Annotated in this window: 15 protein-coding genes; 3 read left to right on the forward strand and 12 right to left on the reverse strand. The window is 38.7% G+C overall.

What is annotated here, in order from left to right:
* Positions 1-108: 108 nt before the first annotated feature.
* Complete coding sequence (locus tag IGJ14_RS10070; RefSeq protein ID WP_019722432.1) at positions 109-828, forward strand: gamma-glutamyl-gamma-aminobutyrate hydrolase family protein; 720 nt, start codon at positions 109-111, stop codon at positions 826-828.
* Between the two features lie 96 nt (positions 829-924).
* On the opposite strand, the gene IGJ14_RS10075 is transcribed toward IGJ14_RS10070, so the two are convergent.
* The 8 genes from IGJ14_RS10075 to zapA all read right to left on the reverse strand — a co-directional run bounded on the left by IGJ14_RS10075 (position 925) and on the right by zapA (position 11,301).
* Positions 925-2,823, reverse strand: coding sequence for a fructose-1,6-bisphosphatase (locus IGJ14_RS10075; RefSeq protein ID WP_019722433.1), 1,899 nt, complete (start codon positions 2,821-2,823; stop codon positions 925-927).
* A gap of 253 nt (positions 2,824-3,076) precedes the next feature.
* Positions 3,077-4,339: an ABC transporter permease gene (locus tag IGJ14_RS10080; RefSeq protein ID WP_010734838.1), complete on the reverse strand. Its 1,263-nt coding sequence runs from the start codon at positions 4,337-4,339 to the stop codon at positions 3,077-3,079.
* Entirely contained in the window at positions 4,332-5,231 is a 900-nt protein-coding gene (locus IGJ14_RS10085; RefSeq protein ID WP_019722434.1) for an ABC transporter ATP-binding protein, read from the reverse strand. Before IGJ14_RS10085 ends, IGJ14_RS10080 begins: the two co-directional genes overlap by 8 nt.
* Before the next feature lie 142 nt (positions 5,232-5,373).
* Positions 5,374-7,152: an excinuclease ABC subunit UvrC gene (gene uvrC / locus IGJ14_RS10090; RefSeq protein WP_065095684.1), complete on the reverse strand. Its 1,779-nt coding sequence runs from the start codon at positions 7,150-7,152 to the stop codon at positions 5,374-5,376.
* A 266-nt stretch (positions 7,153-7,418) separates the two neighbouring features.
* The gene (trxA, locus tag IGJ14_RS10095) at positions 7,419-7,733 is read right to left on the reverse strand and encodes a thioredoxin (protein WP_010734835.1); all 315 of its coding nucleotides are present in this window, start codon (positions 7,731-7,733) and stop codon (positions 7,419-7,421) included.
* An 85-nt stretch (positions 7,734-7,818) separates the two neighbouring features.
* Entirely contained in the window at positions 7,819-10,179 is a 2,361-nt protein-coding gene (locus tag IGJ14_RS10100) for an endonuclease MutS2 (protein WP_019722436.1), read from the reverse strand.
* 109 nt (positions 10,180-10,288) lie between these two features.
* On the reverse strand, positions 10,289-10,837 hold the full coding sequence (locus IGJ14_RS10105; RefSeq protein WP_065095683.1) for a CvpA family protein: 549 nt from the start codon (positions 10,835-10,837) through the stop codon (positions 10,289-10,291).
* Between the two features lie 29 nt (positions 10,838-10,866).
* Entirely contained in the window at positions 10,867-11,301 is a 435-nt protein-coding gene (gene zapA, locus IGJ14_RS10110) for a cell division protein ZapA (protein WP_010734832.1), read from the reverse strand.
* A 205-nt stretch (positions 11,302-11,506) separates the two neighbouring features.
* On the opposite strand from zapA, the gene rnhC reads away from it, so the two are divergent.
* Together rnhC and IGJ14_RS10120 are read left to right on the forward strand one after the other, a co-directional pair.
* On the forward strand, positions 11,507-12,421 hold the full coding sequence (gene rnhC / locus IGJ14_RS10115; protein ID WP_065095682.1) for a ribonuclease HIII: 915 nt from the start codon (positions 11,507-11,509) through the stop codon (positions 12,419-12,421).
* Between the two features lie 82 nt (positions 12,422-12,503).
* Positions 12,504-13,403, forward strand: coding sequence for an N-acetylmuramoyl-L-alanine amidase (locus IGJ14_RS10120; protein ID WP_065095681.1), 900 nt, complete (start codon positions 12,504-12,506; stop codon positions 13,401-13,403).
* Between the two features lie 127 nt (positions 13,404-13,530).
* Here the strand turns inward: IGJ14_RS10120 and IGJ14_RS10125 are convergent, their stop codons facing one another.
* The 4 genes from IGJ14_RS10125 to IGJ14_RS10140 form a co-directional block, all read right to left on the reverse strand.
* Positions 13,531-15,813: a glycosyl hydrolase family 18 protein gene (locus IGJ14_RS10125; protein WP_065095680.1), complete on the reverse strand. Its 2,283-nt coding sequence runs from the start codon at positions 15,811-15,813 to the stop codon at positions 13,531-13,533.
* 346 nt (positions 15,814-16,159) lie between these two features.
* Complete coding sequence (locus tag IGJ14_RS10130) at positions 16,160-18,748, reverse strand: glycosyl hydrolase family 18 protein (RefSeq protein WP_065095679.1); 2,589 nt, start codon at positions 18,746-18,748, stop codon at positions 16,160-16,162.
* A gap of 531 nt (positions 18,749-19,279) precedes the next feature.
* Positions 19,280-19,855 (reverse strand): TetR/AcrR family transcriptional regulator, encoded by a 576-nt coding sequence (locus IGJ14_RS10135; protein ID WP_066026381.1) that lies wholly within the window; start codon positions 19,853-19,855, stop codon positions 19,280-19,282.
* A gap of 17 nt (positions 19,856-19,872) precedes the next feature.
* Positions 19,873-20,541 (reverse strand): ABC transporter ATP-binding protein, encoded by a 669-nt coding sequence (locus IGJ14_RS10140; RefSeq protein ID WP_034687532.1) that lies wholly within the window; start codon positions 20,539-20,541, stop codon positions 19,873-19,875.
* Positions 20,542-20,547 lie beyond the last annotated feature (6 nt).

The following is a 20,547-nucleotide window of genomic DNA, read 5'->3' on the forward strand; positions in this document are numbered from 1 at the left end:
ATAAACATTCTACCTATTATATAATTACGTACGTTTTCCAAAACAAATATTTTAATTTTTTTTAAACTATTGCTAAAATAGAAGTAGTTTATGAATGGAGGAAATCGTATGGATCAAAAAATTGGTATCGCGGCCAATCAATTACTGCGGGCTACAGAAACATTTCAAGGAAATCAAGTCACTTACACCCCGCAAGGTTTTGTTAATGCGGTACAGCAAGCAGGGGGCTTGCCTTTGCTTCTCCCTATTTCTTCCACAGAAAGCGCTCGTGACTACATTCAGCTCGTCGATAAGCTACTCCTAGCTGGCGGTCAGGATGTCAGTCCTTCGCTCTACAACGAAGCGCCTCACCCTAAATTGACAGAAACAAACCTGAATCGGGATCTATTTGAACAGGCGTTGATCAATGAAGCATTAAAACAAAATAAACCGATCTTAGCTGTGTGTCGTGGGATGCAATTATTGAATGTAACGTTAGGGGGGAATCTTTACCAAGACCTTACGTTATATCCAAATTGGTCAGTGAAACATGAACAACAACCAACTCCCCCACAATTTGCTACGCATGAAATCACCGTCGAACCAGATAGTATCCTCCACGAAGTATTACCTACTTCTTATTTTGTAAATTCTTATCATCACCAAGCAATCAGGGATCTTGCTCCCACACTAAAAGCAACAGCGTATTCTCCTGATGGATTGGTGGAAGCTGTTGAAAGTAAAGGATCCGACCAACGAATACTTGGTGTTCAATGGCATCCTGAGCTTATTCACCAAAAAAATCCACTCGATCAAAAATTATTTGATTATTTTGTACAATCGTTATGATCGTTACAAACGAAATGAAAAGCCCGTCTAGCAGGAACATGTTGTTTCGGCTAGACGGGCTTTCATTCATTTTATGCAAGGAACATCGATCTGCAGTTAACTTCTACGATACTCAAGCAGCTGTTTCAATTGCTCGATTTGTCGCTGCAATTCGCTCCCTTTTGTCGTATCACGATTTAATTTTCGTGGCAACTGTTGATCAATGACCTTTTTGACTTCTGCCAAGCCATTGGCTGTTTCAAATTGTTCCTCGATGCCTAAAAATGGGTAGTGGGTCACGATTTGAAAGCCATAAGAGTTACATAGCAACGAATACCCTGCAATACCCGTTGTTCGTTGATAGGCCTTTGATAAACCACCGTCAATCACGAAAACTGTTCCGTCCGCTTTGATTGGTGACTCCCCTTTTTTCACTTTGACTGGTGTATGTCCATTGATGATCACTGAACCATAGACAGGTACACCGAACTCACGCCTTACTTTTTGACTCAACCATTCTTTGTCTCGTAATCGATAGTAAGCATTGCTGACTTCCACATGCGTTTCTTTTTCTGCTAAATAATAACGCTCAAACGTAGCCATCTTACTTTTACCAAACAACGGCGAGTATGGCCCACTCCATGCGTACCAAATCAAATCAGTCGCTAGGTCTTCTTTTTTCTTCAGTGATTTAGCACTTTCACGAATCTGTTCTTCAAAAAATGCCATCAATTGCTTTCCTTGATACGTCTCACTCCCAAGTTTAAAACTTAGAAACTCACCATGTTCATCTACCGGCATACAGCCATGAAACAAGATACTTTGGTTCGTGACAAGATACATCCTACCTTTTTCTAAAAGGAAATCCATATGTTTTTGCATTCGGAGTGAATGTTGAAAAGAATACAGCAACATATCGATCACTCGTCGTTCGTCTGCCGTTAAACGATCCGGTTCCTGCGCAGAAATCGTCTGGAAACATGGGTGATGGATCTTGTACTTTTGACCATCCAGAAACAACTCATTTTTTTCATAATCGATATTCGCTAACATATCCCGATCCGCCATCTCAAATTCTGGCCGTCGTTTCAGTAATTGCGATTCTAGTTTGAATTGCATGATCGCAAGCGCTTGATGGATTTTTTCCATCTCTTCTCTTTCGCGTTCCGTTGCGTCTTGGCTATTCTTAGGTGTAAACAAAGGGTTTGTCTGATAAGTTTCTGTCGCAAACGAACAAAGGGAACGCAGATTCAACGCGTACTCTTTTTCCAACTCGAATAAATAATTATACCGCGCAGCGATACGCAATAAGGTCAACAAACAAGTTTCCGAGCCACAATATGCCCCCAGCCATAAAATATCATGGTTGCCCCATTGGATATCGATTGAATGGATCTCCATCAAGCGGTCCATCACTTTGGCGGCTTGTGTCCCCCGATCAAAGATGTCTCCGACCACGTGAACATGATCGATCACCATTCGTTGAATCGTCTGCGCTAACTTTTTTAAAAAGCGCTCTTCTTCATTCATCTCAAGCAACTGATCAACGATTTTACTCACATAAGATTTTTTCCCTTGCACACGATCATCGACATACAATAATTCCTCAATGATATAACTATATTCTTTAGGCAAGGCTTTTCTTACTTTTGATCTCGTATACTTAACAGAAGTGAATCGCAATAACTCGATCAATTGATGGATCAACGTTGTTTTGTCTTGTTTTTTGTACCAGTCAGTCGCTAATGCGTATTCCGGATATGCAACAAAAATCGTTAATCGTTTCATCTCTTCTTCACTTAAACATTCTTGAAATAAATCTTTGATTTTCTCTCGTAGATTCCCTGAACCATTTCTCAATATATGATCAAATGCTGGAAACTCTCCATGGATATCACTTAAAAATAATTCGGTTCCTTTTGGTAGTTGTAGGATTGCTTCTAAGTTGATGATCTCCGTAATGACTTCTTCTTTTGTTGGGAATTTTTCTGACAATAATTCTAAATATTGATCCATCCAAACGCCTCCAAAATTGGTATACCTAAAATTATAGGACACACAATGGATATTTACAACAAAATTACTTTACTAAATCAAAAATAGGTACATATAAAATCGTGGATTTTTCAAATCAAACAAAAGCACTCTAGGTATACGTCTAAAAGCAACTCTTATGAAAATAAGCCGAGACACCCGAAAATTGTTCTTCAACTTTCGGGTGTCTCAGCTTATTTCTCATCATTGAATATTTCTGTTACAACTTCAACATTTATTTCTTTTTGCGTTCATTTCTCATGATTGAAATCGATTGTTTCAATGACGTCCAAATACCACCTTCACTGTAAACAAGCACGTTTGATTTGTACATATTTGCGGACATGAACATCAATACGAATGTGATGATCACTAGGACGATCAAAGAAATCAATACGCCACTTATTTCAACCGTTTCATTTGCCAAGCGGATCGGCATGATATATGAAGATAGGAATGGAATGTATGAAGTGATGCGGATCACGATATTATTCGGATCAGATGCACCAAGGATCAATCCTAGCATATAACCACCTAAAGAAAGGTACGTCACTGGTAAAATCGCTTTTGCTGTATCTTCGGCTTTGTTGACTAGTGAGCCACATAAGGCAGCTAACACGGCGTAGATCAAGATCCCAAAGAACATAAATAGTAAAGAGTACCATAAGAATGGCCCGAAAATACTATCCAAAGAAATCCCATCCAGTACACTTTTAACGATTTCCATATCTTTGAACTGATTGAATCCTACTGCAAAGATGATACCGTATAAAGCCATTTGAGTGACTGCCACTAGCAGAACTCCTGTTAGTTTTCCATAAAAATGTTTTTGTGCAGTGGTACTAGACAAGATCACTTCCATGATTCTTGTCCCTTTTTCTGAAGCAATCTCTTGCGCGATGATTTGTGCATACGTCAAGATGATGATGAATAGAATGATCGTTGCGACATAACTGACTGCATATTGAACAGCTGAGTTATCTTCTCCTATCGTCATTTCACCATTGGCGTCAAAACTGACTTTTTGTCGTGAAAATCCAGCCGGTTGACTTAATGCAGCCACTTCTTCAGGAGAGATCCCTAAGCTACTTGCCCGCATCATCGACTGTAAACCAGTCAACTGCTGTTGAATCAACAGTTGTGTTGCTTGGCCTAATGAGTTTTCACTAAATAATTCTCCGGATACTTCTCCATTATCTGTCGTGACTACCATGTACGCATCGATCTTTTCGTCAGATAACTTACTTTTGGCTTCATCCTCCGATGAAAAAGCTTCAAAGTGGAAATCCCCCATATCGGATTGACTCAAATAATCAGTGATTTGTTGGTCTTCAGCAATCACACCGATTTTATCTGTTTCACTGTTTTGTTGAGCAAAATTACCTGCTAAGTAAATCACACCCATCAAGACAAACGGGACTAATATCATAATAATAAAAGAAATCGATTTGACATTTTTCAAATAGACATCTTTTGTGATGATCCAAAATTTACCCATGTAGTTCACCTGCTTTCATCTTGAAGATTTCTTCTAAAGTAGGCGGTTGTTGATTGAACATTGGAATATAGCCAAATTGTGTCGCACGGGTAAAAATTTCTTTCCCTACATCTGGATGATCCAACGTGATTTCCAACGATTGATCCTCACGAACCACCACTTTTTGGACCCCAGCGATTTCCTCTACTTCTTGTTGTGACAATCCAGACTCCAAAAATAGCTTTGTTCTGCCAAATGCTTCTCGAATCTCGTGGACTTTCCCATCTAGTACCATCTCCCCATTTCGAAGCATGATCAAGTGGTCACAAATCTTTTCAACATTATCCATGTTGTGACTAGAAAAAATGACACATGAGCCGTTTTTCTTCAATTCGATGATCCCGTCTTTGAGTAGCTCAGCATTCACTGGGTCCAACCCACTAAAAGGTTCATCTAAAATAATCAACTTGGGTTCGTGGATCAGTGTTGCAATCAGTTGTACCTTTTGTTGATTTCCTTTTGACAAGGACTTAACTTTATCTGTTTTTTTCCCTTTTACTTGAAATTTCTCCATCCAAAAATCGATCTTAGGTTCAATTTCTTTTTTTGTTTTTCCCCGTAATGCGGCAAAATAGATCAACTGTTCTTGGATCGATACCTTGGGATAAAGCCCTCGTTCTTCCGGTAAATACCCAATGATGTCATAATCTTTTTCACTCAAATGATGGCCGTTCCATAGTACTTCTCCTTGATCTTGCGTCAAAAAATCTAAAATCAAACGAAAAGTCGTTGTTTTTCCTGCCCCGTTTTGCCCAATCAATCCCATGATTTTCCCATCAGGTATTTGAAAAGAAACATGATCAACAGCTGTATAACTGCCAAATGTCTTAACCAAATCCTTTACTTCTAGCATTTTCTCACTCCTTCATCCTAAATTCCTCTATCCTTTACTGTACGATATAAAATAACTTATACATAAGAACTTATGTTATTGTTTTTTATTGTACATATGAAAATGATAGGACACTTTACAGGTTTTGTAAAGCGCCCTCAGTTCAATTTTTATGCAGTTTATCGAAAACATTTTGTGCGACATTTTTTGGTAGACCAACTTCTTGTAACTCCTCAATTGACGCAGCGGTGATGTTTTTTAACGATTTGAACTCTTTCAACAACATTTTTTTCCGTTTTGGCCCTAACCCTTCAATTTCATCTAAGCGCGACGCAAAACTATTTTTACTACGTAACTGACGATGAAACGTGATTGCAAAGCGATGGACTTCGTCTTGGATACGTTGCAATAAAAAGAATTCTGGTGAATTTCGTTCAAGCGGAACCACTTCTAATTCATTCCCAAATAACAACTCATTGGTTTTATGCTTATCATTCTTAGCCATTCCAGCGACCGGGATATCGATTCCCAATTGATTTTCTAGTACATCCTTCGCTACATCGACTTGCCCTTTCCCCCCATCGATTAAAATCAGGTCAGGCAAGGGCAGTTCTTCTCGTATCACACGTGCGTAGCGACGGTAGATGACTTCTCGCATCGAAGCATAGTCGTCTGGTCCAACGACCGTTTTGATTTTGTATTTACGGTATTCTTTTTTTGCTGGTTTTCCATCGATGAATACCACCATCGCCGCTACTGGATCGGTTCCCATGATATTAGAGTTATCAAAAGACTCGATCCGAATGGGTGCTGGAATGTTCATCGCATTACCAAGGCGCTCGATCGCTCCGATCGTTCGTTCTTGTTTCCTCACGATCAAATCAAAGCGTTCGTTCAATGCCACCCTTGCATTTTTATTGGCTAGTTCGACTAATTTTTTCTTCTCACCACGTTTGGGCTGGATGACTTTTGTCGATAATAACGCCTCAACACTCGGTTGATCGATCGTATCAGGGATCACCACTTCTTTTGGAATGAAATGTTCATTTTCTTGATAAAACTGTCCGATATAGGTTAAGAAATCCTCTTCTGCTTCATTATAAAAAGGAATGATCGATACATCTCGTTCAATCAGCTTTCCTTGACGTACAAAGAATACTTGGACACACATCCAGCCTTTATCAATGGCATAACCAAACACATCTCGATCAATCAAATCAGTGTTTGTCATTTTTTGTCTTGTCATGATCGTTTCAATAGCTCTGATTTGATCACGATACTCTGCTGCTTTTTCAAATTCCATATTTTCTGCAGCCTTAGCCATTTTCTCTTTGATCTCAGCTTCGATCGTCTCATGACCACCATTCAAAAAGCGTTTGACTTCGTTCACGATACTTGTATATTCCGCTGGATCTACATCAAAATAGTAGGGACATAAGCATTGACCTAAATGGTAATAAAGACAAGGTTCTTTTGTCTGACTTGGTTTACACTTCCGTAAAGGGAATAAACGATCTAAAATCTTTTTTGTTTCATTCGCAGCCCCAACATCCGGGTAAGGCCCAAAATAAAAGGCTTTGTCTTTTAATACTTTACGAGTGATCACCAAACGAGGATATTGTTCATTCGTGATTTTTAAAAAAGGATAAGTTTTATCATCCTTTAACATGATATTGTATTTTGGATCATTCTTTTTAATCAGATTGATTTCTAGCAGTAATGCTTCAATGTTGGATTCTGTCACAATGTACTCAAAGTCCTCGATCTCACTGACTAATCGCTCCGTTTTCGTGTTATGACTTCCAGTAAAATAGGAACGCACGCGATTTTTCAAGACTTTGGCTTTTCCCACATAAATGATCGTGCCGTTTTTGTCTTTCATCAAATAGCAGCCAGGCTGATCAGGAAGTAATGCAAGTTTATTTTTTATTCGTTCATTCATGGTGACTGCTCCTTTATATTTCTGATATCGCTATTATAACAGAGGTTGAGAGAGAAGTATCAAGCGAAGAGACATAAGAAAAATTTTGCGCAGTTCATTGTATAAATTTTTAAGTAGCTTGTCTCCAAAAATAGATACTATTCTCTTCATCTATGACTTTTTTGTTCCACTTCTCTGTTCAGTTTCACGACTTGATTAGTCGCAAAAAAACCGAGACAGCAATCCATATGATTGTTGTCTCAGTCTGATGTGTTAGTTACTTAATCTTATAAGTGTTGGGCAATCATTTGACGTAATTGATCTTTTGATTGAACACCGATTGCTTTTTCTACTACTTCGCCGTCTTTTTTCAAAAGTAATGTTGGAATACTCATGATCCCAAATTGTTGTGGTGTTTCAGGATTTTCATCAACATCCATCTTCACGATTCTGAATTCGTCTTCGTCATATTCTTCTTCTAACTGGTCTAAAATTGGCGCTTGCATTCGACAAGGTCCACACCAAGTTGCCCAAAAGTCGATTAAAACTAACCCTTTATCTGTTTCTTCGTTGAATGTTGCATCTGTAATTACTTGAGCCATATCAAAGACCTCCATTTATTAGTCTACTCTAAGTATAGCACTATTGGTACCTAGATTCGAGCTATTTGCTTACCTTTAGTAAGCTTTATTTAAATTTAACAATTGTCGCACCATTGCCCCCTTGATTTCCAGGAGCAAAATCGAAGCTCTTGACGCTACGATGATTTTTTAAATAATCGGTGATCCCGGTTCTTAGTGCGCCTGTGCCTTTTCCATGAACGATCGTCACTTGAGGGTAGCCAGCCAAAATTGCCGCATCTAAATATAGATCGACTTCATTTAATGCTTCTTCATAACGTTTCCCTCGAAGATCAAGTTGATTGGAGACCGTCGAATGCGCATCTGAGCGTACCGTATGGATCACACGTTGTTGTGGTTCTTTTTGGGGAGCGATCGGTGTCAATTCACTTTCCGAAACGTTCATCTTCAAGATACCGATCTCCACTTGCCATTGGTTGCCATTTTTGCGTAACAATGTTCCACGTTGCCCATAAGTCGTCACGAGTACTTCGTCACCTGGTTTCAATGTTTTCTGTTCTTTCGCTTTTTTCAAGACTTTATTTTTCTTTAATTGTTCTTCTTGATGCAAGTTGGCTAACTGTGATTTGGCATCGATCAATTGATGCTCTTTGACCGTACCTTGCCCCACTTGTTTTTGTAAATTGCGAATATCTGCGATGATTTTTTCTGCCTTTTCTTCTGCTTCAGAAACAAGTGCATTGGCTTTTTGTTTGGCTTTCGCCATTTCTTGTTCGCGCTCTTCAAAGAAGTAGCTATAAGCTTCTTTCAAATCATTGTACAGACGTTGCGCTTCATCGACATAATGACGCATCTCTAAATACTCTGTTTCTGCCATTTTTCGACGATTCTCTAAATCAGTGATCATTTCATTCAAGTCTTGACTTTCATCGTTCATCAATTGCTTGGCTTCATCAATGACTTGGTTGTCTAATCCTAAACGACTTGAAATCTCAAAGGCATTACTTCTACCTGGCACGCCGATCAACAAGCGGTAAGTGGGGCTAAGGGTGTCAACGTTGAATTCCATACTCGCATTGATGGTATTCGAACGATTGTAGCCGTAGACTTTCAGTTCCGGATAATGTGTTGTTGCCATCACATAGGCAGATTTCTTTCCTAGATCATCTAAAATAGCAATGGCTAGCGCTGCTCCTTCTTGAGGATCAGTCCCCGCACCTAGTTCGTCAAATAAAACTAAGCTTTTTTCATTGACTTTGGAAAGGATATCCACGGTATTTGTCATATGTGAGGAGAAGGTCGATAAACTTTGCTCAATCGATTGTTCATCTCCGATATCAGCAAAAATATCTTCAAAGATCCCGATCTGACTTTCTTCATCCGCCGGGATCGGTAACCCTGCTTGCCCCATCAATTGCAATAAGCCTAATGTTTTCAACGTGATGGTTTTCCCACCAGTATTTGGTCCAGTAATGACGATTGCTTGATAGTTTTCCCCAATCGAAATATCATTTGGCACGACTTTTTCTTGATCGATCAATGGATGTCTGGCTTGCTTCAAATCAACAATGTTTTCTGTACTGATCGTCGGTACGATTGCCTTTAGTTCTTTCCCAAAGCGTGCTTTCGCATTCATCAAGTCCATTTTTCCAATGACATACGCATTGTGGATGATTTCTTGGCGATGAGGAACTAACTCCGCCGACAACTCACTTAGAATACGTTGGATCTCATTGCGTTCGGCAATTTGATATTGACGCAAGCGATTGTTCAATTCCACGACTTGTTTTGGTTCAACGAATAGTGTTTGTCCCGAAGAACTTTGATCATGGACGACTCCGCCAAACACACCACGATATTCTTGTTTTACTGGAATAACATAGCGGTCGTTTCTCATCGTAATGATGGCATCGCTTAGGTATTTGGCATTTTTCCCACGAACGATCCCATCTAATTGTTCTCTGACTGCTTGTTCGCTTCTACGGATATTATGGCGGATCGTCTTCAACTCTGGAGAGGCATCATCCGTCACTCGCCCATCATCATCGATTGCTTCTTTCAAACGACGGCTCAAGGATGGGATAGCGACTAATTGATCTGTCCAAAAATAAAGACGCGCAAATTCAATCTCGCTATCTGCTAAATCATCAATAAAACGTCGCAACTCACTAGTAGTAGATAAGACACGAGAAACTTGTGCTAACTCGACCCCATTCAGATCCGCACCGATTTCGATCCGTTTCATATGCGGACGGATATTCTCTAATTTGGGGATTGGGATACCGCCACGCAATCGTTGGACTTTTAGACCATCTTCTGTTTCTTCCAACCAATATCTGATCGTCTCTGCTTCATTCACTGGCACAAGCTGGGCTAATTCTTCTTGCCCTTGTGCTGTGATCACAAACTGTCGTACTTGTTGTTTTACTTTTTCAAACTCTAATGTTTCTAGAATGCGTTTGTTCATTTTTTTCACCTTACTTTCACTAAAAAAGAGGCCGATAGATGGCTAAGCAGTCTTCAAGACTAACCAACATCTTCATAGCCTCTGTCATTGACAAAAAATCATCTCTTACTTAGTTAATCACTTGTGTCACCCATAGATCATATATTTTATTTGCTAAAATAGGTGTTCGTTCAACCATAAATGTTGCAAGATTATTGCCACTAAATTGGTTTTGGATAAATCCCACCGGAATAAACGTCAGTAAACGTAAAACTAGAACCAAGGAAATATAGGTGATGATCACGGATAAAATCCCGCCAGCCACCCAGTCTAATTGCTTTAGTACAGGAATAAACGTCAACCCATGAGCGAATACCCCAATGAATCGTGTGACTAGCCAACCAATAAATAAAATGATCAAGAAAGCCACCCCTGCATAAAATGCTTCATCTAATTTAAATGAAAAAGCTTGATCAAAAAAAACTAAGTTAGAATTGGCTGTTACCGCAGGATAAGGAATATATAATTGCAGATGATTGGCTAATGTTTTGTAATAGGTTTGTGCTGCTAGAAATGAGACAAAATAGCCAACCAGATAAATCCCCTGTAGCGCAAAACCACGACTGGCTCCAGAAAAAAATGCAATCAGCAAAATAAATAAAATCAAAAGACTAAGCATACATTCTTCCTTTCTCTTCTATAATAATATCAATTTGAAGATCTTTGTTTGATTTGACCTTTTCGTTTTTCATTTAGAATCTGTTGTGCTTCCACATGATTTTTGATCTCATGGTCACTTCCATTTTCTTTCAATACTGCTCGTGCTTCGTTTTCAATCGCTTCGATTCGTTTGATCCGATTTTCCATTTCTGTGAATCTCACCATTTTTTGTTTCAGTTCTGTGACTTCTTTTATTAAATTCAAATTTTTTTCCTGTCTTTTCAATTGATCGGAAAATGCATTGACTGCTAATAAAATAGCTGCTTGTTCATTGTCTAATTGAGGGGACAATTCTTTCAGTTCAGCTAATTGTTCATTGATTAATTTTGTGACCATATCCATATGCTGTTTTGATTCTTGCCCGATAATAGTATACGTTTGGTCCGCAATCACCGCTTTATAGCGTGTTTTTTCATGTGCCATATGAATCTGTCTCCTCCTATTGCCAAAAATATTAACTAGTGTACCATATAGTTAAGCAATTAACCGTACACGAAAAACTTCATTATAAATACTTTACTATTATATGATAAACTTTGCAAAAATGCTATGTGTGCATTGATTTCAAATCAGCTGGATCTAGTCAAATACAACTTTTCTTACGACTGGATCGCAACAGGAGGAAAACATGAGTAACATTATCTTAAAAGTAACGACAAATCAAATGAATAAGATGAAAGAGGCGTATCGCCCATTTCTAGTACAAAAACCGATTCCATATACTCTTTTTTCAGCAAAAAAAAATGGCACAACGATCACTGCCTATACTTCTGGAAAAGTGATGTTTCAAGGCACCGGCGCCGAACAAGAAGCAGCAAAATGGGGAAATCCACTTACAGCAAAAAAAGCGACACAAACTAATTCTTCTTCCTTACCCAAAGATCTACAAACACTATCTGTTTTAGGGAGTGACGAAGTCGGCAACGGTAGTTACTTTGGCCCACTGACTGTTTGTGCTGCCTATGTCGATCAAACACAATTGAAAGAATTACGCACGTTAGGCGTCAAAGATTCAAAAGAATTAAAAGATGGACAAATCATTCAATTAGCCAAAGTATTAAAGGAAACGATCCCATATCAATTACTGGTCTTGCCACCAAAAAAATACAATGAGATCCAACCTACGTATAATGCAGTGAGAATGAAGGTCGCTTTACACAATCAAGCTATCCACTTATTGTTACAAAAAATAGCACCAGTCAAGCCGGATGCTATTTTGATCGACCAGTTCACACCGGAAGCCAACTTTAAAAAATACGCGCGTTTAGAAAAAAATCAACTCACCGAAAAACTCTACTTTGTTACAAAAGGTGAACAATATCATTTAGCTGTTGCTGCCGCTTCGATCATTAGTCGCGCAAGCTTTTTAGAAGAGTTGAACAAAGAATCTGCTGAACTTGGTCTCACGCTTCCTTCTGGTGCAGGTACAAAATCCGACCAAGTCGCTGCAACGATTTTAAAAAAAGGTGGCGAAGCCTTGTTAGCAAACTATGCAAAATTGCATTTTGCGAATACAGAAAAAGCCAAAAAATTAGTCAACTAACTATCCGTTTTAGCTTGTTCCGCTTTTCTTTAAGTTCGATTTAAGTTTTGTTGTTTATCCTCATGTTCAAGAGGTGAAAACGATGAAAAAAATGCGAATTATTATTATTTTATGTATAATCGGGATCATTGCCCTTTTCAAATTTGGTCTTAGCAATCAAGAAACAAATGCGAGACAACAGACAAGTAACAGTGTCTCTAGCATCATAACAACTGATTCTTCTTCAGAGACCCTCATAAAAATCGGAAAAGAAGATGCCACATTGTATGCAGATTCGTCATTAAGTGAACCGCTTATTTCCGTCAACGCTGGTGAACTGGTTACGCTTCTTTCAACTACAGCCAACGCCTACAAAATTACCACGAATGATGGTGAAACGGGCTATTTATCACTTACGGACGGCTCATCACTGACTCGCTCGACACAAGAGCTACCGAGTGACCTATCAGAAGCAGTGATCGTACTAGATCCTGGACACGGAGGCGACGATACAGGCGCGCTTAGCACAGATGGACATACAGAAGAAAAAACAGTGACACTCGCTGCCGCAAAACAGTTACAAACGAGTTTAGAAGCCGCTGGCGCAACGGTTTATTTGACACATGAAACAGATGACTACATTTCTTTAGATGACATCTGTTCATTTAGCGAAGAAAAAGCCGCTGACCTTTTTATCAGCTTACATGCTGATTCGACTGAATCGCCCAATGAAGCAACTGGTACCACCACTTATTATTATTACAATAGAGACCAACGTCTAGCGGAAACTGTTTCTGATGAACTGGCGGATCTGCCCATTACATCTCGTGGAACTGCTACAGGGAACTATCAGGTGTTAAGAGAAAACCTTCAGCCATCCCTCTTGATCGAAATGGGCTATATGAATAATGACGAAGATTTAGCTACATTGGCTACCGTTAACTATCAACAACAGTTGGCGCAATCGATCACACAAGCGTTGCTCACTTATTTCAATCAGTAATTTTTTTCTAGACGCAAGAACCTCGTTAGGTATTGATGTTTCATCAAGCCCAACGAGGTTCTTCAATTTCATCAGCAACCAGTTGTCAGTAAATGGTCACCCCTGAATCTGTTTATATTTAAACGATCTAATTGATCAATTCCCATGGTCCCCATTGTTGAGTTCCAGGTTCATCGCCTTGTGTCCACCATTTTGCCTGATACGTATTGCCTAGATGAGTGACTCTATCTCCCATAAGATAGACTGTTCCTGAATCCCATGCCGCATATCCAGGCACACTGTCTTCCAAGGTTTGAACGATCACTGATTGACTAGCAGCCGAAACATTGCTTGACGCATCGAATGCTTTGACAGTATACGTATACTCTGTATCAGGTGTTAATCCCGTATCTGTAAATGTTGGTGTTCTTGGTTGTCCGACTAATTGTCCATCACGGTAAACATAGTAACCTGCTACTCGCTGATTATCGGTCGAAGCCATCCAGTTCAATGTCACTTCTGTTGCAGTGATCGTTGTCGCTGCAACATTTGTTGGAATCGACGGTGCCTCAACATCTGATGGGTCTGGCTCTTCTGTACCAAAGATCACTTGGTGATTGATTTCAATGCCTTCAGTCCCAATTCGTTGACTTAAAGTGATCGTATCAATATGATCAACCAAAACCTGTGACGTATCAGATTGTAATCGGAAATCATAAGAATCCCCAGGCGCAATCTCTCTGCCATCATAAACGGAAGATAGATCAACTGTCACTGTGCCATTATCCATAGAAACAGTTCCAGCTTTATAGTTTCCTGCACTTAATGTTTCATTGCTATTCAAGTCGATCGTAAATTTAGGCAACTTGACTGTTTTCTGTGCAGCCTCAACAGCGCTTAATACAGTAGATGATTCTGTCAATGTTTCATTATTTGTCACTGTGATTTCGTACCCGCTTACATTATTCTCTGTATAAGGGGTGATATCCACAGAGATGTCTAATGGTGTACTAACGATTTCGTGCTGCGGTAATGGCGTATTCCCAAATAATCCTTCTTTGATCGCGTTCGTCAGTTCGTCACGTTTTGTACTTGTCGTTTCCTTGTCTTGTGATTGCATCCAAGAAATCACACCGCCTAATTGTTCTTCCTGTACATATTGTGTTTTATAACCGATCGAGCGTACGTTATCAAAACTGAAAAATTCGCCAGTTTCTGTACTATACATGTAAGGGGCCTTCGCTACATCATCCCAGTATTCAGTCAATCCACTCGTTGCACTGATCAAATCTGGAATATTTCGATAAGGCCAGACACCACCGGCTCTACCACCATCCCCTACAACTAATGGACCTTTGTTTTTCGCCCCGTATGTTGCCGATAGGTCAGCATTTCGATTACTCTGTTCAGCCGTTTGGAACAATCCCGGTAGTAACGGATCATTGCCTTCTGCCACTTCATGCCAACCACGAGTATAAAAAGCTGCCCCAATCACGATTTTTTCAGCTGGCGCACCTTCATCCCTTAAAAACTGAACCGTTTGATCTACCGAAAGTCCTTGGTCATAATTAGGATCAGCAGGATTCCCATAAAGCGCTGTATGATGTCCACTGCGGTCTCCCCAACCACCGTTCATATCATAGGTCATGATATTTGCAAAATCAACAACTTCAAATAAACCATCAATGTCTATCCCTGAAGATAATTTACTTTGAGATGCAGGTAGCGCAACTGATAATTCATAGGTCTTTCCTAGTTCTTCGCCTTGTTCATCAATCGACTCACGAATCTCATTTAGCAAAATGATATAGTTTTCTTTATCTTCAGGTACTGCATATGGCGTTCCTTCATCATTGACATTATCTACCAAGTCAGGTTGTCGAACATCTGCAGGATACTCCCAATCGACATCAACAAAATCCATATTCGTATATTTGATGAATCGGGTGACGTTTTCCACTAGATTTTGTCGTTTCACTGGATCAGCCGCTACTTCAGAAAAATCACCTGATTTAGACCAGCCCCCCAAAGAGACACCAATTTTCATATTGGGATTTTTCCCACGTAGATCTTGGATCGCATTCAAGATACCCGAGCTTGCTGAATTCCATTGAACCCCTGTTTGTCCTACAGGCGCACCAACAGCAGCATCCGTATCTGTAAATTCTAAATCGCCATTACTATCAAAATCTAAAAAGGCAAAATTCAAATGAGTGATTTGATCAGCTGGAATATCTTTAGGATAGAAATTTCCTTCTCCACCCCAAATCGACCAATCGCCATAGTACATGACATTGCGATAAGGCGCGACCTGAGTTTCTCGCACCTCTTCAGCATGAACCTCTGGCGACTCATTAAATGCTGGTAAAGTCATTGCAACAATCGAAGAAAATAACAAAGCAACTAAACTAATACTCTTAATTCTTTTCATATCAATCTCATCTCCTTTTTTTCTCAGTTTTTTTACGAAAAAACAAACGCGTCCAAATCACAGATTAAAAGTTATTTTATCACTCCTAAAAAATTAGAAATCAGCTAAATTTTAATTAGAAATATCTTACAAATATGAATTTAACATTTATTTATTTTTAATGCAACTAATTGCAATCGATTACACTTATCGTGTTTCAAGTTATTTTTAAACCATATGATTTTGTTTATTTTTTAACTAACATGTTTTTTTCAGTGAATTCGAGTAAATAAGATAAATAACAATGAAAGAATAACATTATAAAAAAAAAGAACAAGGCAATCTGCCCTGTTCTTTTTTATCTAAATTAACCAATTAGTTCCCATGGACCCCATTGTTCAGTTCCTGGCTCATCACCTTGTGTCCACCATTTCGCACGATAAGTATTTCCTTTATGAGTTACTACATCACCTAAATCATAGACTTTGTTCGCATCCCATTCGCCTTCAGCTGGCGGAGTTGTTTCTTCTAAAGTTGTGACAACTAATGCTTTGCTTTCTTCTGAAACATTTCCGGCTGCATCAAACGCTTTTACTGTATATGAGTATTCCGTATTCGGTGTTAACCCAGCATCAGCAAATGAAGTTGTTGCTGATTGACCCACTTGTTTGCCATCACGGAAAACATAGTATCCTGCTACTGCAACATTGTCAGTTGAACGAGTCCAAGACAATGAGACATTTTTCTCACCGATCGTTGAAGCTTTCAAGTCTAATGGAATTGAAGGTGCTTCTGTATCTACTGGTGCTTTTTCTAACGTTTTAACAACTAATGCTTTACTTTCTTCTGAAACATTTCCGGCACGGTCAAATGCTTTTACTGTATATGAATATTCTGTATCTGCAGTTAAACCAGCGTCAGTAAATGAAGTTGTTGCTGATTGACCCACTTGTTTGCCATCACGGAAAACGTAGTATCCTGCGACCCCTTTGTCGTCAGTTGATTTTGTCCATGATAGAGAAACGTTTGTTTCACCGATTGTTGAAGCTGTTAGTTCTGTTGGTACTGAAGGTGCTTCTGTATCCGGAGTTCCGGGTTCAGTCGTTGACCCTTCACCAAAGATCACTTGTTTATTGATTTCGATACCTTCGTCACCAATTCGTTGGCTTAATGTGATTGAGTCGATATTGTCAACAGCGACATCTGCTTCAGCAGCATTTGAACTCAATCTGAACTCATAAGATGCACCTGGTGCGATTTCTTTGCCATCATATACAGAAGACAAATCAACGATTGCAGCGCCATCAACATTTGTTACAGTACCTGCTTTGTAATCACCAGCGCCAAGCTTTTCATTTGTCGCCATTGGAATCACTAATTTAGGTAATTTGATTGTTTCTTGTGAAAATTCAACTAATTTCAATACAGAAGAAGTTTCTTCCATTTTTTCATTGTTGGTAATTTTTACGTCGTAACCACTAACGCCATATTGTGTATAAGTTGAGATCTCAACATCCACATTCAATGGTGTGCTCTTGATTTCAAACTCTGGAAGTTTCTCACTACCTAACAATCCTTCTTTGATTGCATTGGTCAACTCATCACGTTTTGTTCCAGTTGTTTCTTTATCTTGTGATTGTTGCCATGAAATGATTCCACCAAGTTGGTTTTCTTTTACATATTCAGCTTTATAAGTCACTGATTTTTCATTTTCGTAAGTAAAGAATTCACCAGTTGTTTCGCTGTACATAAATGGTGCTTTCGCTACGTCATCCCAATACTCTTTCAATCCAGATGTATTACCAAGTAACGTTTCAATATCTCGATATGGCCATACACCACTGGCACGTCCACCGTCACCTACTTTTAATGGATTTTTGTTTTTCGCTCCATAACTTGGTGTTTGATCGGCATCTTGACTTGATAATTCTGCTTTTTGGAATAATCCCGGTGCCTCTTCATTATCCCCTTTTGCCACTTCGTTCCATCCACGAGTATAGAATGCTGCTCCAATAACGATTTTTTCTGAAGCCGCACCTTTCTCACGTAGGTATTCTACTGTTTGATCTACTGAGAAGCCTTCATCATAATTAGGATCAGCTGGATTCCCGTAAAGTGCTGAATGGTGACCACTTGTATCTGACCATGCACCAGTTAAGTCATAAGTCATGATGTTTGCGAAATCGACAACATCAAATAGTCGTTTCACGTCGATACCTGAATCTAATTTACCTTGAGCTGCTGGCAATGCAACAGATAGTTCATATGTTTTTCCTAATTCTTCGCCTTGTTTATCAATTGTTTCGCGAATTTCATCTAATAATTTTATGTAATTTTCTTTATCTTCAGGTTTTGCATTTGGTGTTCCTTCGTCATTTACGTTATCCACTAGATCTGGTTGACGTACATCTGCCGGGAATTCCCAGTCAACATCGACAAAGTCCATATTTGTATATTTAATAAATTTTGCTACATTATCTACAAGGTTCTTACGTTTCGTAGGGTTTGCTGCTACTTCAGAGAAATCTCCTGATTTAGACCAACCACCTAATGAAACACCAATTTTCATGTTTGGATTTTTTCCACGTAAATCTTGAATCGCATTTAAGATACCAGAACTAGCAGAGTTCCATTGTACGCCCGGTAATCCTACAGGTGCGCCTGTCGCTGCGTCTGCATCAGTAAAGACTAGTTCGCCATTACTATCAAAATCTAAAAAGGCAAAATTCAAGTGAGTCAATTGATCTGCTGGGATATCTTTTGGATAAAAGTTACCTTCGCCGCCCCAAATCGACCAGTCACCATAGTACATTACGTTTCTATAAGTTGCTTGTTGTTCTGTTTGTTGGATTTCTTCTGCATTGACGATAGACAATTCCCCAATTGTCGGAAGCGCCGTTGAGACAACAGAAGAAAATAACATTGCTGCCAACCCAATTTTTTTAACACTTTTCATTTTTAAATTCTCCCCTTTTTACACTATTCACTTTTCAAAAAACAATTATGTAACAAAATAAACACGAAAATATGTTATTCATTCCCCCTCTATTTCTCTAAAATAGTGAGTTAAACTCAGTGAAACTTTTGTTGCTAACAGAATATTATCACCTGAAAATGGCTTTTTCAACCGTTTTCCTGAAATTATTTAAAAAACAAATTAAATCACCTTGGTTATTTATCTATTTTATAATCGTTATTATTAAAAATCTTTATATCACTTGCTTTTCACCTCTTTTTCTCAATTGCCAGAAAAATTAAATATCCCTCATTATTTTAATTAAAAAATAACAATTCGAGAAAATATAATAACAAAAAGGCGTAGAGGACAAGAAATTAAATTGATTTTTGTTTCTAATCTTAAAAATCAAATAAACGAAGTTACAGAAGTAACTCCTTCATAAAAAGCCGAGAAACCCAAAATTTGAAAAACAATTTTTGGGTTTCTCGGCTTTTTTCTCAGATCTGGATACTTCTGTCACAACCGCATTTAATCAGCTACCACACCATGAAGGTATAAATCGATCAGTCGTTCCACACTAAATGGATTTTCAAGTGAGTTCGAAGATTCGGTGATATAAGGTGCTAACAAAAGAAAAAAGTGCTTTGCCGCAATTTCTGTCGTGACATGTTCGCGCATCAAAGATTTATTTTTCGAAAAAATCACTTCAAATGGTTCACGATAACTTTTTTTCCACAAGGTAAAAAGATGATTTCGTGTCTCTGCCGAAAGGTTTGATTTTAAATCATGGTGCATCATAAATAGGTCTAAAAGATGGGTATCGATCAAATACTTCGTCATTTTAGTCAAAGATTGTTTAAAATCAAGTTTGTTCTCTTCTAAGATTGCTCTTAAGTCTGTACCTACAGTACTCAAATGCTCTTCTAAGACTGCACAATATAACTTTTCTTTATCGCTAAAGTAATGATAAAGATTTGGTTGCGTGATTCCAGCATTTTTAGCAATCTCGCGTGTTGAAGTTCCTTGATAACCTTTTGACATAAACAAACGATTGGCTTCTTTTAAAATTTTCTCTTGTGTATCCTTATTGTATCGATGGACCAACTTTTACACCCTCTGACTTATTTTTTTTCTCGAAAGACACCATCTTCTATCATAAATACTTTATCACATCTGTCAATAAGTCGGGTATCATGAGTGACCATTATGATTGCTTTATTTTTTTCCTTGGATTCTTTTGCTAAAATATCTACAACTTCTACTGCTTTTTCTGAATCCAAACTAGCTGTTGGCTCATCTGCCAAAATGATCGAAGGATCGTTATATAGCGCTCGGGCAATTGCCACTCTTTGTCGTTCACCACCTGAAAGATCTTCTGGATACTTATTAAGAAGTTTATCCACCCCAAGTTGTTGGAATAATTCTTTTGCCTCCTCTTGTCGATTTTCATGCTTGATCTTATCGACCAGTACTAATTGTTTTTTGACGGTCAAAAATGGAACTAGATTGGAAGCTTGAAGAATAAATCCGATTTCCTTAAACCGTAATTTTACTCGTTTTTTCTCCGGTTGTTCACTGAAATCTTCTCCATTGATCTTGACGGTTCCTTTATTTGGTGTCTGTAAACCGCCTGCAATCGTTAAGAAGGTACTCTTTCCAGAACCAGATGGTCCAATGATTGCGACAAACTCCCCTTTATCGACACTGACATTTGTTTTTTTCAATGCTTGGACGGTTTGATCACCATCTTTAAAACTTTTTTCAACATCTATAAATTCAATTGCTTTCATTTCCCA

Origin of the sequence: Enterococcus sp. DIV1304_2, assembly GCF_050555445.1 — a bacterium.
GTDB classification, from domain to species: domain Bacteria; phylum Bacillota; class Bacilli; order Lactobacillales; family Enterococcaceae; genus Enterococcus_B; species Enterococcus_B pernyi.

Bases quoted from the DNA above. Each gene is read 5' to 3' on its own strand.
- IGJ14_RS10125 (WP_065095680.1), bottom strand. From the start codon at position 15,813: ATGAAAAGAATTAAGAGTATTAGTTTAGTTGCTTTGTTATTTTCTTCG.
- IGJ14_RS10105 (WP_065095683.1), bottom strand. From the start codon at position 10,837: ATGCTTAGTCTTTTGATTTTATTTATTTTGCTGATTGCATTTTTTTCT.
- IGJ14_RS10080 (WP_010734838.1), bottom strand. From the start codon at position 4,339: ATGGGTAAATTTTGGATCATCACAAAAGATGTCTATTTGAAAAATGTC.
- uvrC (WP_065095684.1), bottom strand. From the start codon at position 7,152: ATGAATGAACGAATAAAAAATAAACTTGCATTACTTCCTGATCAGCCT.
- IGJ14_RS10070 (WP_019722432.1), top strand. From the start codon at position 109: ATGGATCAAAAAATTGGTATCGCGGCCAATCAATTACTGCGGGCTACA.
- IGJ14_RS10120 (WP_065095681.1), top strand. From the start codon at position 12,504: ATGAAAAAAATGCGAATTATTATTATTTTATGTATAATCGGGATCATT.
- IGJ14_RS10100 (WP_019722436.1), bottom strand. From the start codon at position 10,179: ATGAACAAACGCATTCTAGAAACATTAGAGTTTGAAAAAGTAAAACAA.
- trxA (WP_010734835.1), bottom strand. From the start codon at position 7,733: ATGGCTCAAGTAATTACAGATGCAACATTCAACGAAGAAACAGATAAA.
- IGJ14_RS10075 (WP_019722433.1), bottom strand. From the start codon at position 2,823: ATGGATCAATATTTAGAATTATTGTCAGAAAAATTCCCAACAAAAGAA.
- IGJ14_RS10085 (WP_019722434.1), bottom strand. From the start codon at position 5,231: ATGCTAGAAGTAAAGGATTTGGTTAAGACATTTGGCAGTTATACAGCT.
- rnhC (WP_065095682.1), top strand. From the start codon at position 11,507: ATGAGTAACATTATCTTAAAAGTAACGACAAATCAAATGAATAAGATG.
- zapA (WP_010734832.1), bottom strand. From the start codon at position 11,301: ATGGCACATGAAAAAACACGCTATAAAGCGGTGATTGCGGACCAAACG.
- IGJ14_RS10130 (WP_065095679.1), bottom strand. From the start codon at position 18,748: ATGAAAAGTGTTAAAAAAATTGGGTTGGCAGCAATGTTATTTTCTTCT.
- IGJ14_RS10140 (WP_034687532.1), bottom strand. From the start codon at position 20,541: ATGAAAGCAATTGAATTTATAGATGTTGAAAAAAGTTTTAAAGATGGT.